Source organism: Leisingera sp., from assembly GCF_982940295.1.
This window is the reverse complement of sequence record NZ_CEYXRG010000011.1, coordinates 98712-115919: the sequence shown is the minus strand read 5'-3', so window position 1 is coordinate 115919 and position 17208 is coordinate 98712. Positions and strand designations below refer to the sequence as shown.

General features: G+C 64.0%; 18 protein-coding genes. 5 read left to right on the top strand and 13 right to left on the bottom strand.

Features of this window, described 5'->3' with window-relative positions:
• Positions 1-12 precede the first annotated feature (12 nt).
• Positions 13-2430 carry a GcvT family protein gene (locus AC4HIX_RS12070; protein WP_475053624.1) on the top strand — a complete coding sequence of 806 codons (2418 nt, stop codon included), beginning with the start codon at positions 13-15 and terminating at the stop codon, positions 2428-2430.
• Between the two features lie 162 nt (positions 2431-2592).
• Here AC4HIX_RS12070 and AC4HIX_RS12065 read toward each other — a convergent pair whose 3' ends face one another.
• From AC4HIX_RS12065 to AC4HIX_RS12055, 3 genes are all read right to left on the bottom strand, one after another.
• Positions 2593-2979 (bottom strand): type II toxin-antitoxin system death-on-curing family toxin, encoded by a 387-nt coding sequence (locus AC4HIX_RS12065; protein WP_475053622.1) that lies wholly within the window; start codon positions 2977-2979, stop codon positions 2593-2595.
• Entirely contained in the window at positions 2976-3200 is a 225-nt protein-coding gene (locus AC4HIX_RS12060; protein WP_475053619.1) for an AbrB/MazE/SpoVT family DNA-binding domain-containing protein, read from the bottom strand. The genes AC4HIX_RS12065 and AC4HIX_RS12060 overlap by 4 nt, the downstream gene beginning before the upstream one ends.
• A gap of 81 nt (positions 3201-3281) precedes the next feature.
• On the bottom strand, positions 3282-4169 hold the full coding sequence (locus tag AC4HIX_RS12055) for a LysR substrate-binding domain-containing protein (RefSeq protein WP_475053617.1): 888 nt from the start codon (positions 4167-4169) through the stop codon (positions 3282-3284).
• A 210-nt stretch (positions 4170-4379) separates the two neighbouring features.
• On the opposite strand from AC4HIX_RS12055, the gene AC4HIX_RS12050 reads away from it, so the two are divergent.
• Positions 4380-5726: an MmgE/PrpD family protein gene (locus AC4HIX_RS12050; protein ID WP_475053615.1), complete on the top strand. Its 1347-nt coding sequence runs from the start codon at positions 4380-4382 to the stop codon at positions 5724-5726.
• A 108-nt stretch (positions 5727-5834) separates the two neighbouring features.
• On the opposite strand, the gene AC4HIX_RS12045 is transcribed toward AC4HIX_RS12050, so the two are convergent.
• Positions 5835-7256 (bottom strand): aldehyde dehydrogenase family protein, encoded by a 1422-nt coding sequence (locus AC4HIX_RS12045; protein WP_475053613.1) that lies wholly within the window; start codon positions 7254-7256, stop codon positions 5835-5837.
• Positions 7257-7642: 386 nt separating this feature from the next.
• Here AC4HIX_RS12045 and AC4HIX_RS12040 point away from each other — a divergent pair, with 386 nt between their 5' ends.
• Complete coding sequence (locus AC4HIX_RS12040) at positions 7643-9052, top strand: efflux transporter outer membrane subunit (protein WP_490399108.1); 1410 nt, start codon at positions 7643-7645, stop codon at positions 9050-9052.
• Between the two features lie 87 nt (positions 9053-9139).
• On the opposite strand, the gene AC4HIX_RS12035 is transcribed toward AC4HIX_RS12040, so the two are convergent.
• From AC4HIX_RS12035 to AC4HIX_RS12025, 3 genes are all read right to left on the bottom strand, one after another.
• Positions 9140-9382, bottom strand: coding sequence for a hypothetical protein (locus AC4HIX_RS12035; protein ID WP_421056568.1), 243 nt, complete (start codon positions 9380-9382; stop codon positions 9140-9142).
• Positions 9383-9415: 33 nt separating this feature from the next.
• Positions 9416-10450 carry an FAD:protein FMN transferase gene (locus AC4HIX_RS12030; protein ID WP_490399107.1) on the bottom strand — a complete coding sequence of 345 codons (1035 nt, stop codon included), beginning with the start codon at positions 10448-10450 and terminating at the stop codon, positions 9416-9418.
• A 67-nt stretch (positions 10451-10517) separates the two neighbouring features.
• A complete protein-coding gene (locus tag AC4HIX_RS12025) occupies positions 10518-10706 on the bottom strand; it encodes a hypothetical protein (protein WP_475053603.1) in 189 nt (62 codons plus the stop codon).
• 109 nt (positions 10707-10815) lie between these two features.
• Between AC4HIX_RS12025 and AC4HIX_RS12020 the strand changes: the two genes are divergently transcribed.
• Positions 10816-11340, top strand: a complete 525-nt coding sequence (locus tag AC4HIX_RS12020; RefSeq protein WP_475053600.1) for a CBS domain-containing protein — start codon at positions 10816-10818, stop codon at positions 11338-11340.
• Positions 11341-11364: 24 nt separating this feature from the next.
• On the opposite strand, the gene AC4HIX_RS12015 is transcribed toward AC4HIX_RS12020, so the two are convergent.
• Positions 11365-11808 carry a MarR family winged helix-turn-helix transcriptional regulator gene (locus AC4HIX_RS12015; RefSeq protein WP_475053597.1) on the bottom strand — a complete coding sequence of 148 codons (444 nt, stop codon included), beginning with the start codon at positions 11806-11808 and terminating at the stop codon, positions 11365-11367.
• Between the two features lie 153 nt (positions 11809-11961).
• Here AC4HIX_RS12015 and AC4HIX_RS12010 point away from each other — a divergent pair, with 153 nt between their 5' ends.
• The gene (locus AC4HIX_RS12010; protein WP_475053596.1) at positions 11962-12540 is read left to right on the top strand and encodes a YceI family protein; all 579 of its coding nucleotides are present in this window, start codon (positions 11962-11964) and stop codon (positions 12538-12540) included.
• A 159-nt stretch (positions 12541-12699) separates the two neighbouring features.
• On the opposite strand, the gene nqrF is transcribed toward AC4HIX_RS12010, so the two are convergent.
• From nqrF to AC4HIX_RS11985, 5 genes are read right to left on the bottom strand one after another with little or no spacing between them, the layout of a single operon-like run.
• Positions 12700-13923, bottom strand: a complete 1224-nt coding sequence (gene nqrF, locus AC4HIX_RS12005) for an NADH:ubiquinone reductase (Na(+)-transporting) subunit F (RefSeq protein WP_475053593.1) — start codon at positions 13921-13923, stop codon at positions 12700-12702.
• A 16-nt stretch (positions 13924-13939) separates the two neighbouring features.
• Complete coding sequence (gene nqrE, locus AC4HIX_RS12000) at positions 13940-14548, bottom strand: NADH:ubiquinone reductase (Na(+)-transporting) subunit E (RefSeq protein ID WP_019296950.1); 609 nt, start codon at positions 14546-14548, stop codon at positions 13940-13942.
• Positions 14548-15201 carry an NADH:ubiquinone reductase (Na(+)-transporting) subunit D gene (locus tag AC4HIX_RS11995; RefSeq protein ID WP_475053591.1) on the bottom strand — a complete coding sequence of 218 codons (654 nt, stop codon included), beginning with the start codon at positions 15199-15201 and terminating at the stop codon, positions 14548-14550. Before AC4HIX_RS11995 ends, nqrE begins: the two co-directional genes overlap by 1 nt.
• Positions 15201-16004, bottom strand: coding sequence for a Na(+)-translocating NADH-quinone reductase subunit C (locus AC4HIX_RS11990; RefSeq protein WP_475053588.1), 804 nt, complete (start codon positions 16002-16004; stop codon positions 15201-15203). Before AC4HIX_RS11990 ends, AC4HIX_RS11995 begins: the two co-directional genes overlap by 1 nt.
• A complete protein-coding gene (locus AC4HIX_RS11985; protein ID WP_475053586.1) occupies positions 15997-17205 on the bottom strand; it encodes an NADH:ubiquinone reductase (Na(+)-transporting) subunit B in 1209 nt (402 codons plus the stop codon). The genes AC4HIX_RS11990 and AC4HIX_RS11985 overlap by 8 nt, the downstream gene beginning before the upstream one ends.
• Positions 17206-17208 lie beyond the last annotated feature (3 nt).

The following is a 17208-nucleotide window of genomic DNA, read 5'->3' as shown; positions in this document are numbered from 1 at the left end:
GGAACATGACGCATGAAAACCCATGCACAGGCAGTTGTCATCGGCGGCGGGCTGGTCGGCTGCTCGATCCTCTACCACCTGGCGAAACTCGGCTGGAAAGACGTGGTGCTCTTGGAACGCGATGAGCTGACCGCGGGCTCCACCTGGCATGCGGCAGCCAACATCCACGGGCTGCACGACAACAACAACGTGACCCGCATCCAGCACTACACGATGAACCTCTATAAGGAGCTGGAGAAGGAAACCGGCCAGGGCTGCGGCGTGTTCCAGCCGGGGTCCCTGTATCTGGCCAAGACCGAGGAGCGCGAGCATCAGCTGCGCCTGCAGGAGGCCAAGGCGAAATACTACGGCCTGAACTTCCATGAGGTCAGCCGCGAGCAGGCCAAGGAACTGCACCCGCTGGCGCAGTTCGACGACATCCGCTGCATCATGTTCGAACCCGACGGCGGCAACGTCGACCCGTCGGGCGTGACCATGGCCTATGCTGCCGGCGCCCGCGCCATGGGCGCCCAGATCGAACGCTTCTGCCCGGTGATCGGCACCGAGCAGCAGCCCGACGGCTCTTGGATCGTGAAGACCGAAAAGGGCGACATCCATACGCAATGGGTGGTCAACGCAGGCGGCCTCTGGGGCCGCGAGGTGGCGGCGATGGCAGGTCTCACCCTGCCCTTGCAGCCGACCGAGCACCAGTATTTCGTGACCGAGTCCATCGACGAGGTCGCCAAGCTGGGCCGCCGCCTGCCCTCCATCGCAGACCGCGACGGCGAGTACTATTTCCGCCAGGAGGGCAACGGTTTCCTGATTGGCGCCTATGAGAAGGACATGCGCTTCTGGGCCGAGGATGGCACCCCGCTGGACTTTGCGCATGAGCTGTTCCCCGACGATCTGGACCGGATCATGGAAAACGTGATCCGCGCCACCGAACGCGTTCCCTGCGCCGAGACCGCAGGCGTCAAGCGGGTGATCAACGGCCCGATGATCTGGTCGCCCGACTCCAACGCCATCTGGGGCCCGGTGCCAGAGCTGAAAAACTACTTCTGCTGCACCGGCATCATCCCCGGCTTCTCGCAGTCCGGCGGCCTCGGCCTGCTGGCCGCCCAGTGGATGATCGAGGGCGAGCCGCAATACGACATGTTCGCCTGGGACCTGGCGCGTTTCGGCGACTGGGCCGACAAGAAATTCACCAAGGCCCGCGTCGAGGACCAGTACGCGCACCGCTTCGCCATCCACTTCCCGAACGAGGAACGCAGCGCCGGCCGCCCGGCCCGTGTGCGCCCGGCATATGAGCTGCAAAAGGAAATGGGCTGCGTCTTTGGCCTCAACTGCGGCTGGGAGCATCCCCTGTGGTTCTCCGGCACGCCCGGCACACAGGACACCAACAGCTTCACCCGCCAGAACTGGTGGGAGCCGGTGGGCCGCGAGGTCAACATGCTGCGCGAAAACGTCGGCGTGATCGACATCTCGAACTTTGCCAACTACGTGATCAAAGGCCCGGGCGCGTTTGAGTGGCTCGACAAGCTGGTCGCCAACAAGGTGCCGGCCGAGGTCGGCCGCTCCTGCCTCACCCCGCTGATCTCGGTCCGCGGCGGCGTGGCTGGCGACTTCACCATCACCAAGGTGGCGGATGATGAATACATGATGGTCGGCTCCGGCATGGCGGAACGCTATCACCAGCGGTTCTTCAACATGATCGAGCTGCCGGAAGGCACCACGTTTGAGGTCGCGACCAACCGCATAGCGGGCTTCAACGTGGCGGGTCCGAAATCCCGCGACATGCTGCAGCGGCTGACCAATGCGGACCTGTCGAACGAGGCTTTCCGCTTCATGCGCTCGCGCACCATCGAGGTGGCGGGGGTGGAATGCCTGGCGATCCGCGTGTCCTTCACCGGCGATCTGGGCTGGGAACTGCACTGCGCCGAGGAGGATCAGGTCAAACTCTACTCTGCCCTGCTGGCAGCCGCGGCGGAGTTCGACGGCGGCCCTGTGGGCGGTCGTGCGCTCGGCTCCCTGCGGATCGAAAAGGGCTATGGCTCCTGGGGCCGCGAATACAGCCAGGAATACTGGCCGCAGGAGGTTGGCCTGGCCGGCCTCATCAAGCTGGACAAGGACTTCCTCAACAAGGAGGCCTATCTGAAGGTCAAGGACAACGCCCCGCGCGAGGTGCTCTCGGCCTTTGAGATCGAAGCGGTGAACGATGCCGATGCCTCGGGCGGCGAGCCCATCTTCACCCCGGACGGCAAGCCGGTGGGCCGGGTGACATCCGGAGCCTACGGCTACTCGGTCGGGAAGTCGCTGGCGCTGGGATATGCCAACCCGGCAGTTGCCAAGCCGGGGGATGAGGTCGAGGTCTATATCCTGGGCAAGCCGCACAAGGCGCGGATTCTGGAAGCTGCGGCTTTCGACCCCTCCGGCGCGCGCCTGCGGGCCTGAGATCCACCCAACCAGTCAGCGGGCCGCCTCAATTGGCGGCCCGAATTGAATCGAGAGGGGCAGTGCCGACCGCGGGCGGAAGCGAAGCGCCCGCCCATGGGGGCGGTCGGGCGCTGCCCGGCCTTCGTCCGGGCGGGTCTTTTGTGCAAGGGGGCCGAAGTATTAAATCGGCTGCATCCCTGCCGTCAGCCACTCCGCAAATGCCTGCTCGTCCACATCCCCGGTGGCGAGGTCCTCCATCATCCGCACACCCTCCACCGGCTCCGGGCGGAACTGGTATCCGTTCAGCCGCAGAAACGTAACGGCGGTCACGAAGGCCGTGCGCTTGTTGCCGTCGACAAAGGCATGCGCCTTGGCAATCCCGAACGCATACGCCGCGGCAACCTCCGCCACGCCTGCATCCGAATAGGCCGCCAGGTTCATCGCCCGCGCGCAGCCCATCTCCAGCAATGCCCTGTCGCGCATCCCCGCCGCGCCGCCGTGGCGGGCAATCTGCCGGTCATGAATAACAGTAACGGCTGCCAGCGGCACCCATTTGTAGGTGCTCACGCCAGGGCCTGAAGCAGACCGCGGTTCTCATCCATCACGATCTCGGCCGCGGCCAGCGCCTCGGCCACCGAGGGGTCATGCGCCATCACCCGCAGGCTGCCGTCATCGCCGCGCACCACAAACAGCGTGTCGCCTTCCTTGGCGTCCAGCATGGTGAGCATCTCTGTCGTCAGCGTGATGACGGCAGAATTTCCGACTTTCCTGATTTTGGTCTCAATCATTGGCAGGCCTCATGTATATATACTCGTATATACGGCAAGGGCCACAGAATTTCAATGTCCGCGGCAAACGGCGGTCAGGCCCTACAACTCCATTTCTGCCGCAGCCTTCAGCAGCCAGGTCTTGAAATGCTTGACCGAGGGCGTCGCCGCCTTGTCCTTGAACGTGGCGAAATAGGTCCAGGGGCAGTCAAGGTCGAACGCGAACGGCTCCACCAGCCGCCCGCTGGCCACATGGCTCCGCACCAGCGATTTCGGCAGCACCACGCAGCCCATGCCGTTCACAGCAAACTCCAGACCCATGTTGGAGGAATTGGTCTGCAGCCCGCCCTTATGCTCAATCCCGGTCAAGCCAAAGTGCTTGGCGATCTTCTCCCAATAGACCGGGCGGCCCAGGATGTGGATCAGCTTGGCCTCCGCCAGCTGTTCCGGCCGGGTCAGCGCCTCACCGCCAACCCGGTAGTCCGGCGCGCAGACCAGCGCCAGCTTCTCGTCCCACAGCTTCACTGCCGGCCCGATCACATCATCCACATGGTTGATAGTGATCGAAATGTCAGAGACCTTGGTTTCCACATCCACCCAAATGGTGCTGTGAATGGTCAGGTCGATATCCGGATGTGCCGCGGTGAACTCCTCGACCACGTTGATCAGCCATTTCTCCGCCAGGCTGACCGGGCAGGAGATCACCACCTCCCGCTTGTGGCTTTGCGAGATCAGGAGCTGGGTGGCTGAATCAATCTCCTGCAGCGCATGGCGGACCGAGGGCAGATAGGCCTCCCCCACATCGGTCAGCGACAGCGACCGCGGGTGGCGCACGAACAGCGGCCGGCCGATGAATTCCTCCAGGCTGCGCACGTGGTTGGACACCGCGGACTGGGTGCAGTTCAGCTCATCCGCCGCCGAGGTAAAGCTGAGATAGCGCGCGGCGGCCTCGAACGAGCGCAGGAATGTCAGGTGGGGGAGATTCTTCATCAGGCAGTCCGCTGGCGGTTTCGGGGCCATGTTCACATGCTTTGGAATGCGCCGCAATTCCCAAGGGTTAGCGGCCCGGGATGGTTCAAAAACGACGTCCAGCACGCATTTCACGAAATAAAGCAGGCCTATGACCCCGGTTTATTTGCGGGTCACCGGCCCCCGGAAAGCCTAGCCTGACGCCCAAACCGCCCCTGCGAGAGATCCGCCATGACTGCCGCCTTCGACCGCGCCGCCGACTTCACCTTCGGCCTCACACCCGCCGTTTTGCCGGAAACCACCCGCGAGGCGGCGGCGCTGATGTTCCTCGACACCCTGGGGATCACCATCGGCGCCACCCCGATGGAGGCCGGCCGCATCGCCCGCGACACCGCCGTGGCGCTCTATGGCTGCGGCGAGGAGGGTTTGGCCGCGCGCATGATGTTCGACGGCCGCAAGGTGAGCGTCGCGGGGGCCGCCTATGCCGCCGCCACTGCCACCGACAACCTGGACGGCCATGACGGCTATGCCCCGACCAAGGGCCATATCGGCGTGGTGGTAATCCCTGCCATCGCCGCACTTGCGGAAACCGTGCCGGACTTTTCGGGGCCTGAGGCGCTGGCGATCACCACCCTGGGCTATGAGCTGGCGGGCCGCGCCGCCCTGTCGCTGCACGCCACTGTCAGCGACTACCACACCTCCGGCGCCTGGAACGCGCTGGGGGTGGCCGCGATGGCGGCCCGGATGCGCGGCCTTTCCCGCGCCCAGCTGCGCGAGGCGCTGGGGATCGCCGAATTCCACGGCCCCCGCAGCCAGATGATGCGCGAAATCGCCAACCCCTCGATGCTGCATGATGGTTCGGGCTGGGGCGCGATGGTGGGTATGTCAGCGGCGGTTCTGGCGGAGAAAGGTTTCACCGGCGCGCCCGCAATCACCATCGAGGAAGACCGGGTAGCGGAGCACTGGGAAGACCTCGGCAGCTTCTGGCAGATGGAGCATCAGTACGTGAAGCCCTACCCGGTCTGCCGCTGGGCCCATGCCCCGATCGACGCGCTGCGCCAGGTGATGCTGGAGCACGGTCTGACTCACGAACAGCTCGCCAGGATCCGCATCAACACCTTCCACGAAAGCGCCTGCCTCTACCCTGGCATCCCCGCGACCACCAGCCAGGCGCAGTATTCGCTGGGCTTTGCGGTGGCGGTGCAGGCGGTCCATGGCCGCATCGGCGTCGAGCATATCTCAGGCGCGGGCCTGGCGGATCCGCTTGTGGCCTCGATCCACGAGCGGATCTCGGTTGCGGAAGCCGCGCGCCATTCGGTCCGCTTTCCGGCCTGCCGGGTCGCCGATGTGGTGGTGACGCTGACCGACGGGCGGGTGATCGAATCCGGTGACGTCCACGCCCGCGGCGGCCCCGAAGCACCGTTCTCGCAGGCGGATGTGGTGCGCAAGTTCATGGAATTCGCCACCCCCGTGTTGGGCGGGACCCGCGCCGCTGCAATCCGCGATGCCGTGCTGGGGTTCACCCGGGACGGCAGTAAATTCTCCGATCTGAGCCGCTTGATTTACGCTGCGCCTTAAGCGGGTGGAAGCGAGGGGCCGGCCCCTCGCGCTCCCCGGAGTATTCTCGCAAAGGTGAAAACGCCAGGGGACCGGGAAGCTCCCTGGCGTTTCGCGCTGCAAGCGGGCTCAGCCGAAGTGCAGGGTTTTGACTTCCTGATAATCCTCCAGCCCCAGCATCCCGCCTTCGCGGCCGTTGCCGGACTGCTTGTAGCCGCCAAAGGGCGAACCATAGTTGAAGCCGCCGCCGTTGATATGCACGGCCCCCGCCCGCAAGCGGGCGGCGACCCGCTCGGCCCGCTCCTCGTCGCCCGTCTGCAAATAGGCCGCCAGCCCGTAAGGCGTGTCATTGGCGATGCGGATGGCATCTTCTTCGTCCTCGAACGGGATGATCACCAGCACCGGGCCAAAGATTTCCTGCTGCGCAATCTCCATGCCGTTGGTGACATCGGCAAAGACAGTGGGGCGCACGTACCAGCCCGTGTCCATCCCCTCGGGCCGGCCCAGACCGCCAGCCAGCACCGTGGCCCCTTCGTCGATGCCCTTTTGGATCATGCTCTGCACCCGGTCGAACTGGATTTGGTCGAACAACGGGCCGATGTGATCGCCTTCCTCCGCCGGGTCGCCCACGGCCTGGCCCTCGGCCGCCGACCGGGCGATGTCCAGCACCTGATCGTAGCAGCTCTTCTCCACCAGCATCCGGGTCGGCGCGTCACAGCTCTGCCCGGTATTGTACATGCACTCCAGCACCGAGGCGGTGACCTTCTCCTCCAGATCGGCATCGGCAAACACCAGGTTCGGGGATTTGCCGCCCAGCTCCAGCGTCACCCGCTTTACCGTGTCGGCGGCGTCCTTGGAGACCGCAATCCCCGCCCGCGTCGAACCGGTAAAGGACATCATGCCGATATCCGGATGCCGCGACAGCCCGGCGCCAACGGTCGGCCCGTCGCCGTGGATCAGGTTGAACACCCCCGCCGGGAAGCCCGCATCATGGATCATCTGCGCATAGACGGCGGCGGACATCGGCGTGTGCTCCGACGGTTTCAGCACGCAGGTGCAGCCGGTGGCCAGCGCCGGCAGCACCTTGAGCGCGATCTGGTTCACTGGCCAGTTCCAGGGCGTGATCAGCCCGCAGACGCCAATCGGCTCACGCACCAGGATATCGCCGTTTGGCAGCGTCTCGCGCAGCTCCTGGGTTTTCAGCGCGTCCAGGATGCCCTCCAGATGGCCGATCCCGGAATCGGCCTGGGCATCGCGCGCCATCGAAATCGGCGCGCCCATCTCAGCCCGAATTGCCTGCGCCAGCACTTCCCGCCGCTCTTTGCTGATCTCCAGCAGCTTCTCCAGCAGCGCAATCCGCTCCTCCCGCGAGGTCCGTGAGTAACTGCCGAAGGCTTCCTTGGCCGAAGCGACAGCAGCGTCCACATCCATTTCGTCACCGAGGATGATCGTCCCGATCTGCTCCTCCGTGGCCGGGTTCAGCACCGGGAATTCCCGGGTCGAATGCGGCGTCACCCAGGCGCCGCCGACATAGAATTTTTGCAGTTCCATCAGGTTGTTCTCACTTTCACGTCGCGGTTGCGGTTCGGCTGCCAGGCAGGGCCGCCGGCGGGCTGACAGCCGTGATCCAGTCCGCCCGCGGGCAAACAGTGGACGGGCCGTGTGCTTGCGTCAAGCTCGGGCACAGGCAGGCGGTTGTGCTCCTCCTGGCTGCCAAAGCCCTGCGCGTTGGCCCGGCAGGATGGCCTTCCACCGCCTTGCCTGAGGGGCCAAATCCGGCAGAACCACCCGGTTTTCCGCAGTTGCCGGCCTGTGGGCCAGGCGCATCAGTACCCCGCAAAGTCTGCCCTTGCGGCAGGAAGTTGTTCGCCGCAACAGCCGGTGCTGCCTAAGATTGCTGTAATGCCCGCATCAGACCGGGCGCCCAGAGGCAAGCCATGAGCAGATCCAATTGGACAGCCCGTTCCGTGCTGCTGGCCGGAACTCTCCTGTGCAGCTGCACCGTTGCAGGCCGGGATTACCAGCGCCCCGGTTTCGCGGTGCCCGCCAGCTATTACCAGTCCCGCACCTATGCCACCGTCCAAGGCGCAACCGAGGCCTGGTGGCAGGCGCTGGACGATGCCACCCTGAACCGCCTGGTGGCGGCAGGCCTGGCGCAGAACCTGAACATCAAGTCTGCCCGCCAGCGTCTCAAGGCCGCCGAGGCCGTGCGCCGCGCCAGCGGCCGCCCGCAACAGGTAAGCGGCGATCTGGAGGGCAGTTCAATCTTCTCGCGCCGTGAATCGCAGGACGGTTCGACCAGCCTCGACTCCGCCGAAATCGGCGCCACCTATGTCTTCGACCTCTTCGGCGGTTTCCAGCGCCGCTCGGAACGGGCCGTTGCCGACCGCGACGCGCAGTTCTACCAGATGGCCACCACCCGGCTGGCGATCATCGACGCGATAACGCGTACTTATATCGAGGCGCGGTTCTTCCAGCGCGGCGCCGCCGTCACCCGCAAGACAATTCAGCTGCGCCAGCAGATCCTGGCCACGGTGGAGGAACTTAAGGCCGCCCGCGCCGTCCTGGCCCTGGACCTGGAGCGCACCAAGCTGCAGGTCGCCAGCGCCAAGGCCGATCTGCCGGCCTTCATTTCCAACTATGAAACCTCCGTTTTTGCGCTGGCCACGCTCCTGGACCGCGACGCCGCAGAGGTGTTTGCAATGATGCAGAGCGGCTCTGGCCAGCCTTCCCCCGCGACCCAGCCGGAGCTGGGGGTGCCTGCTGCCCTGCTGCGCAACCGGCCCGACGTGCTGCTGGCCGAGGCCCAGCTGCGCAGCGCCACCGCCGATATCGGCATCAACGAGGCACAGCTCTATCCGTCGCTCGAAGTTACCGGCTCCATCGAGGCGTTCCGCGGCCTGCCCGACCTCTACCAGATCGGCCCGGCGCTGACGCTGCCGCTGTTCAACCGCCCCGTGCTGCGCGCCTTCCACCAAAGTGCCATCGCTGAGGCCAAGGCCACCGAATACGATTACCGCTCAACGGTGCGCGGCGCGGTGGAAGAGGTGCAAGCGCAGCAAAGCGCGCTCAAGTCCGCCCGCGAACGCACCGCCGCGCAGGCCCGCGCGGTCAATCTGGGCACCAAGGTTGCCGGTCTCGCGCGGGAAACCTTCCGGGCCAATGAAATCACCCTGTTCGACCTCCTGAACACCGAAGAGGCGCTGCGCGACAACGAACTGAACCTGATCGCCGCGCGGCGCGACCTGGCGCTGGCCTGGTCCCGCCTGCAGATTGCTTTGGGTAAAGGCTGGGCCCCGGACCAAAACCCGGCCGCGGCGGCGAGGCAAGGCCCTGCGGCAGAGTGAAAAGCCGTTTCCCTGCGAGGGAAACGGCCATGAAAGATCAATTTTTCATGGCTGAAATCCGCGCCGGATTTCAGCCCCCGGCCAGCCTCAGGCCTTCTGCTCTTCCTGCATCCGCTCGACCATCTGCCGCGCGCGCTTGCACTGCAGCTTGTCGCGCAGCGGGCTGTCGGGGTCGATGTCCTTGGAGCAAACCACACATTTGTCAGCACCGGAAATCGCATTCAGGCCGCCGCAGCTTCCCTTGATCTTCTTGCCCATCAGCATGACGCCCAGCGACATGCCCAGGGTCACGATCAGCAGCAGGATGAAGGCCAGAAGAAAGGTGCTCATTGGGGTCCCTCGCAGTATCGCTCAGTACGCGGCTCAGTTTCCGGTCAGCGCCTCGAAAGCGCTGCTCTGCGCTGTCATATAGGCATCTTCGCCGGCTTGCACGTCCCGATCTATGAAAAACACGGCAAGTTTATGCTGCTCCGCCAGCTTCAGCCCGTCCTCGCTGCCCAGAACCAGCATCGCGGTCGCCCAGGCATCCGCCAGCATCGCGTTTTCCGCAATCACCGTGACCGAGGTTGTCGGATGCGTCACCGGCCGCCCGGCGACCGGATCAAGGATATGGGAATAGCGCTGGCCCTCGTGCTCGAAATAATTCCGGTAATCGCCGGAGGTCGCCAGGCCCAGGTTGCTGACCGGCACGATCAGCTGCACCGTCTGCGCCGCGGCGTCCGGTTTCTCGATGCCGATGCGCCAGGCCTCGCCCTTGGCGTTCTCGCCCTTGGTGACCAGATCGCCGCCGATTTCCACCATGTAATGCTCGACGCCAAAGCCCTGCAGCGTCTGCGCCACCGCATCGACGCCATAGCCCTTGGCGATGGCCGACAGGTTGATGCCGGTCTCCGGCGCCGACTTCTTCAGGGTCCCGGCCCCGGCATCCAGCGTCAGCAGCCGTGCCTGCCCGACGCCCTCCAGCGCCTCAGTGATGGCCGCATCCGATGGCACCGGGTCCTCCGGCTTGCGCGGCCCGAATCCCCACAGCTCGATCAGCGGGCCCAGGGTCACGTCGAACTTGCCGCCGGTTTTCTCATGCACGTCGTTGGCCGCGGCCAGCACATGGGCAAACTCCGGCGAAACCCGCACCGGCGCGGTGCTGCGCGCGGCCGAAAAGGTGGAAACCTCCGAGGCCGGATCCCAGTTCGACATCTTGGCATTGACCGCCGCCAGGGTGGCCTCCACCTCCGCCGCCAGAACCTCCTGATCCAGATCCTCGCCAATGGCGATCACGCTGTAGGTAGTCCCCATGGTCTGGCCCGTCAGGCGCACCTCCTCCGGCTCGCTGCCGAACCAGCAGCCGGACACCAGCAGCACCGCGGGCAGGATCAGGGCAAGCAGAAACCGTCTGGGCATCGGTCAACCTCCGGGGATAAAGCTGGCGCTGCTATGCCCCTGCCCCGCGCCAGAGTCAAATGCGGCCTCAGAACTTCAGCGGCAGAAAGGCCAGCGCCAGAAGGCCCAACGCGGCCGGCACGCCGTAAAGCCACGCCCTGAGCCGCGCATCATGCGCCTCGGACTTCCAGTTCTGCCGGTAAAGATGGCCGCAGACCACCACCAGGAACACGGTCAGCGCGCCGGTCACAGGGGTCAGGTAAAGGGTTTCGAACATATTGTTTTCCGGCCTTTGTTAGCGCTCGCGTCATTTCGCCCCTTCCCGGATCGTGATCCGCCGTTAAGATGGGGGCAGGACCTGATGCAGGATAGGAGGAGACCCGCGCATGGCACCGTTCTCATACCAGCCTCCGACCCGGGGCGACAAGGCCGGCCAGGAAAGCCACAGCCAGTCGCCCGAGTCGAATTTGTCGCACGGCCAGTCGACCGTTGCGAAACTACTGGAGGCCAAGGGCGACGCGATTTTTGCGATCCGCCCGAACGACACCGTCGGCCATGCGGTGGAGGCCCTGCGCGACAAGCGCATCGGCGCCCTGGTGGTGACCGACCAGAACGGCGCGCTGCAGGGCATCCTGTCGGAGCGCGACATCGTGCGCCGTCTGGCAGAGACGCCGGGCCACACCCTGCCGCAGCTGGTCGAGGATATCATGACCCGCGAGGTCAAGACCTGCGATCCGGACGATCTGCTGATCGACGTGGCCAAGGTGATGAACGAGGGCCGCTTCCGCCACCTGCCGGTGGTCAAGGACGACCGCCTGTGCGGCATGATCACCGTCGGCGACGTGGTGAACTTCCGCCTGCAGGAGCTGGAGTATGAGGCCCTGCGCATGAAGCAGATGATCGTCGGCTGACTCAAGGTTTGCGGCAGCGGCGGATCAGGGAAATGGGCCGCCGCCCGTCTCCTGCAGGTGTTCCAGAAACCCCTGCAGGTCCCCGGCCCTGGCCAGCGCCTCCATCTTGCGCTTGATCGCGGGGCCATAGACCGCCCACATCTTGAGGCGCAGCGCCGCGCCCTCGGCGGTTATGTGCAGTATTTTACCGCGCCGGTCCTGCTCAAAAACCGTTTCGCGCACCAGCCCTTGTTTGATCATCTGCGCCAGAATGCGTGACAGGTTGGACTGTTCGAACAGCAGGTTCCTGGTCAGCTCAAAGGCGCGCACGCCGCCCTCCCCCGCCATTTCGATCCCCCACAGCACGTCATACCACCGCAGCGGCGGCAGCCCGGCCTCCCGCAGCTCCGCCTCCATCTCCCGGTGCGCCTGACGGTGAGCCCGGTTCAAAAGAATCCAGATTTCAGTTTCCCGTTTGCTTGGTGTCATTTGCCTTCACGAGTTGGTGAGCGAACTGGCCGCCAGGCCAGTTGCTTATGGATACGCCGAAATAGATGTCATAGCATCTACCTTGCATTCAATGCGTAAAAGGACCCTAGAACTTCACAATCGCCTCAAGACATATCAGACAGGAAGAACCTCATGCTGATCAAGATTGCCCCGCTTGCAACCGCAGCCCTGCTTGCTGCGCCCGCCGCCCTGGCGGCCACCTACAAGACCGATCAGGGCCATACCGAGGTCCGGTTCAGCTGGAGCCACGCAGGTGTCTCGATGCAAAGCGGTGAATTCACCGAGGCAGAAGGCACGCTAGAGCTGGACGCGGAAAACCCGGAGGCATCCTCGCTGACTGTCACGATCCAGGCAGACAGTGTCTCCACCGGGTTCGGGCCGCTGGACGACCACCTCTCCAGTGCCGATTTCCTTGAGGTCGCAACCTATCCGGAAATCACCTTTGTCAGCACCGGCATCGAAAAAACCGGCGACAAGACGGCCAAGGTAACCGGCGACCTGACCATTCACGGCACCACTCATTCCGTGGTGCTGGATACCACCATGACCCACCTGGGTCCGCATCCTCTGGGCGGGGCGCTGGAGTATTACCAGGGCGAATGGGCGGCCTTTGAGGCGACCACTACCATTGATCACCAGGCCTTTGGCGTCGGCGGCTTCTCCACCGGCCCGATCACCATCCAAATCGTCAGCGAGCTGAAGGCGGAGTGATCTCTGCCCCGCCGGTGCACGGCCGGTGCACAGGGGGTGTACAGGGGGTGTACAGGGGGTGCACAGATATCACCCCCCCTCCCCGGCCCGTTTCTGAGAACAGAAAAAGCCCCGGATGTTTCCACCCGGGGCTTCTGATTTTCTGCCTTGCTCTCTGGCTTAGCCGCCGAAGTCGTCGAGCATGATGTCCTCGCGGTCCACGCCCAGATCCAGCAGCATGTTGATCACCGACTGGTTCATGATCGGCGGGCCGCACATGTAGAATTCGCAGTCTTCAGGCGCCGGGTGGTTCTTGAGGTATTCCTCGTAAAGGACGTTGTGGATGAAGCCGGTGTAGCCTTTCCAGTTATCCTCCGGCTGGGCGTCGGACAGGGCGACGTGCCATTCGAAGTTGTCGAACTCCTCGGCCAGCTGGTCGAAGTCCTCGACAAAGAACATCTCCTTCTTCGAGCGCGCGCCGTACCAGAAGCTGATCTTGCGGTCGCGGTTCTCCAGCCGTTTCAGCTGGTCGAAGATATGGGAGCGCATAGGCGCCATGCCGGCACCGCCGCCGATGAAGACCATTTCCTTCTGGGTGTCACGGGCGAAGAACTCGCCGAACGGGCCGGAAATGGTGACTTCGTCACCCGGCTTCAGGTTGAAGATGTAGGACGACATCTTGCCTGCCGGAATATCGGTGGAGCCCGGCGGCGGCGAGGCCACACGGACGTTCAGCATGATGATGCCCTTCTCGTCCGGGTAGTTCGCCATCGAATAGGCGCGCTCGATCGGCTCGTCCACGACGGATTTGTACTGCCACAGATTGAAGCGGTCCCAATCCTCGCGGTACTCCTCCTGGATGTCGAAGTCGGTGTAGGACAGCTGGTGCTCCGGCGCTTCGATCTGGATGTAGCCGCCGGCGCGGAAGTTCACGTCCTCGCCTTCGGGCAGTTCCAGAACCAGCGCCTTGATGAAGGTCGCCACGTTGTCGTTGGAGCGCACCTTGCAGCGCCATTTCTTGACGCCGAAGACCTCTTCCGGAACTTCGACCTCCATGTCCTGCTTGACCGCGACCTGACAGGACAGGCGGTCGCCGCAGGCGGCTTCGCGCTTGGTGATGTGGCTTTCCTCGGTCGGCAGGATGGAGCCGCCGCCGGAATGCACCCGCACCCGGCACTGGGCACAGGTGCCGCCGCCGCCGCAGGCGGAGGGGACGAACAGTTTCTCTGCCGCCAGCGTTTGCAGCAGCTTGCCGCCCGCAGGCACCGAGATGGTTTTTTCACCGTTGATGGTGATGTTGACATTGCCGGTCGCGACCAGGCGGGAGCGGGCAGCCAGAATGATGGCCACCAGCGCCAGCACGATCACCGTGAACAGAACAACGCCGAGCGAGAAAGTTTCCATAACTTCAGACGCTCCCTTACAGTTTGACGCCGCTGAAGGACATGAAGGCCATCGCCATCAGACCCGCGGTGATAAAGGTGATGCCCAGGCCCTGCAGGCCGTCCGGCACGTCGGAATACTTCAGCTTCTCGCGCACACCCGCCATCGCGGTGATCGCCAGCGCCCAGCCGAAGCCGGAGGAGAGGCCGTAAGTGGTTGCTTCCGCGAAGTTGTAGTCGCGTTCCACCATGAACAGCGAGCCGCCCAGGATGGCGCAGTTCACCGTGATCAGCGGCAGGAAGACCCCCAGCGCGTTGTAGAGCGGCGGGAAATACTTATCGAGGATCATCTCCAGGATCTGCACCATCGCCGCAATCACCCCGATATAGGAGATCAGGCCGAGGAAGGTCAGATCCACATCCGGGAAACCCGCCCAGGCCAGCGCGCCCGGCTTCAGCAGGTAGGTCAGCAGCAGGTTGTTGGTCGGCACGGTGATCGCCTGCACCAGCATCACCGAAATCCCCAGACCCAGCGCGGTGGAGATCTTCTTGGACACCGCGATGAAGGTGCACATGCCCAGGAAGAAGGAGAGCGCGAGGTTCTCGACAAAGATGGCCTTAACGGCGAGTGAAATCAGCCCTTCCATCAGTGCGCCTCCACGGATTGGATTTTGTATTCACGCTCTTCCACCTGGTTCGGTTTCCAGGTGCGGAACGCCCAGATCAAGAGGCCGATCACGAAGAACGCCGAGGGGGGCAGCAGCAACATGCCGTTCGGGACATACCAGCCGCCGTTGTTCACGGTTTCCAGGATGGTGATGCCGAACAGGGAGCCGGAGCCGAACAGCTCGCGGACCACGCCCACCAGCATCAGGATCAGGCCGTAGCCCAGACCATTGCCCAGACCGTCGATAAAGGACGCCACCGGCGGGTTGCTCATGGCAAACGCCTCGGCGCGGCCCATCACGATACAGTTGGTGATGATCAGGCCGACGAAGACCGACAGGGTCTTGGAAATCTCAAAGGCATAAGCTTTCAGCACCTGGTCCACCAGGATCACCAGCGAGGCGATGATCACCATCTGCACGATGATCCGGATCGAGCTGGGGATCTGGTTCCTGAGGATCGAGATGAACATCGACGAGAACGCGGTCACGAAGGTCACCGCCAGGGTCATTACGAATGCCACCTGCAGCGACGAGGTCACCGCCAGCGCCGAGCAGATGCCCAGCACCTGCAGGGTGATCGGGTTGTTGTCGACCAACGGGTCGATCAGCATGTCTTTCTTGCTCTGGGACATCAGAACTCTCCCGCTTGCAGTGACTTGAGGAACGGCCCGTAGCCTTCTTCGCCCATCCAGAACCGCACCAGGTTGTCCACGCCGACAGAGGTCAGCGTCGCACCGGCGAGGGCGTCGATGTGGTGTTCGGGTCCGGCGGCAGGCACGGTCTTGGACACGGTGATCTCCAGATCGCCGTCTTCATCCCGCAGCTCCTTGCCATGCCACAGTGCTTTCCAGCGCGGGTTGTCCACCTCGGCGCCCAGGCCCGGGGTTTCGCCGTGCTGGTAGAACTGCAGGCCAAAGATGTCGTTGCCGTTCTCCTCCACCGCGATGAAGCCATAAAGGGTGGACCACAGGCCATAGCCGTGGATCGGCAGGATCACCTTGTCCAGATCGCCGTTTTCCTCGCGCAGCAGGTACACGGTCTTGTAGCGCGACTGGCGGCCGATGCCCGCCGGGTCATTCACCAGCTCGCGGCTCAGCTCCGGATCCTGCGCGGCGGCAAGGCCGTCAAAGGTGGCGGCGTCGAACTGGTCGGTGAAGGTGCTGGTTTCCAGATCCAGCACCTGCGGCTCAAACGCGGCAAAGGCTTCGGCCACGTTCTGGCCCGGCTCATAAAGGCCGGCCACCTGCAGAACGTTCAGCTGCTTGTCGCGCTTCTTGTTGGTTTCCTGCACCGGGCGCAGGGACACGGCGGCGGTGGACACGATCATCGAGGCCACCAGGCAGACGGCGACGGCGATGAACACGGTCTTGCCAACCGAATCCGGCGATGCGGCGAGGAAGCGGCCAATCAGGCCCTTGCTTTGGGTATCAGCCATGGCGGCGCGCCCTCCGTTTGATGTTTGCCTGCACGACGAAGTAGTCGATCAGCGGTGCAAAGACGTTGCCGAACAGGATCGCCAGCATCATGCCTTCGGGGAAGGCCGGGTTCAGCACCCGGATCAGCACCACCATCACGCCGATGAGGGCACCATAGATGTAGCGGCCCGCGTTGGTGTGCGACGCCGAGACCGGCTCGGTCACCATGAACACCAGGCCAAAGGCATAGCCGCCCAGCACCAAGTGCCAGTACCACGGCATCGCGAACATCGGGTTGGTGTCGGAACCGATAACGTTCAGCAGCGCTGAAAAGCCGATCATGCCGCCCAGGCAGCCCACGATAAGGCGCCAGTTGGCAATCTTGGTCGCCAGCAGGAAGACCAGGCCGATGGCGCAGGCCAGCGTCGAGGTCTCGCCAAAGCTGCCCTGGATGGTGCCATAGAACGCATCCGACCATTCAATGCCCTTGGCGGCCAGAGCCTGCACGCCCTCAGCAGCGGACACACCCAGCGCGGTTGCGCCGGAGAAGCCGTCAACCGGGGTCCAGACACTGTCGCCCGACATGTTGGCCGGATAGGCGAAATACAGGAACGCACGGCCCGTCAGCGCCGGGTTCAGGAAGTTCTTGCCGGTGCCGCCAAAGACTTCCTTGCCGATCACCACACCGAAGATGATGCCAAGCGCCACCTGCCACAGCGGCGTCGAGGCCGGCAGGATCAGCGTGTACAGCATCGAGGTGACCAGGAAGCCCTCGTTCACCTCGTGGCCGCGGACGGTCGCAAAGACGACCTCAAAGATGCCGCCCGCAACCAGCGTCACGATGTAGATCGGCAGGAAGTACAGGAACCCGTGCGCGATATTGGCCATCGGGTTCGCCGCATCCAGCGAAATGCCGAACATCTGCAGCAGGGCAATCCGCCAGCCGGTCGCGGCATCGGACCCCAGCGCTGCAATTGCCGAGTTCGCCTGATAGCCGGTGTTCCACATGCCCCACAGGATGCACGGGATGGTGGCGATCACCACATAGGTCATGATCCGCTTCATATCGATGTAGGAGCGGGCATGCGGCGCCACGGTGGTGACGGTTTTCGGGGTATAAAGGAAGGACTCCACCATTTCGTAGACGGGGAAGTACTTCTCGTACTTGCCACCCTTCTCGAAATGCGGCTCGATCCTGTCAAAGAAGCTGCGCAATCCCATCCG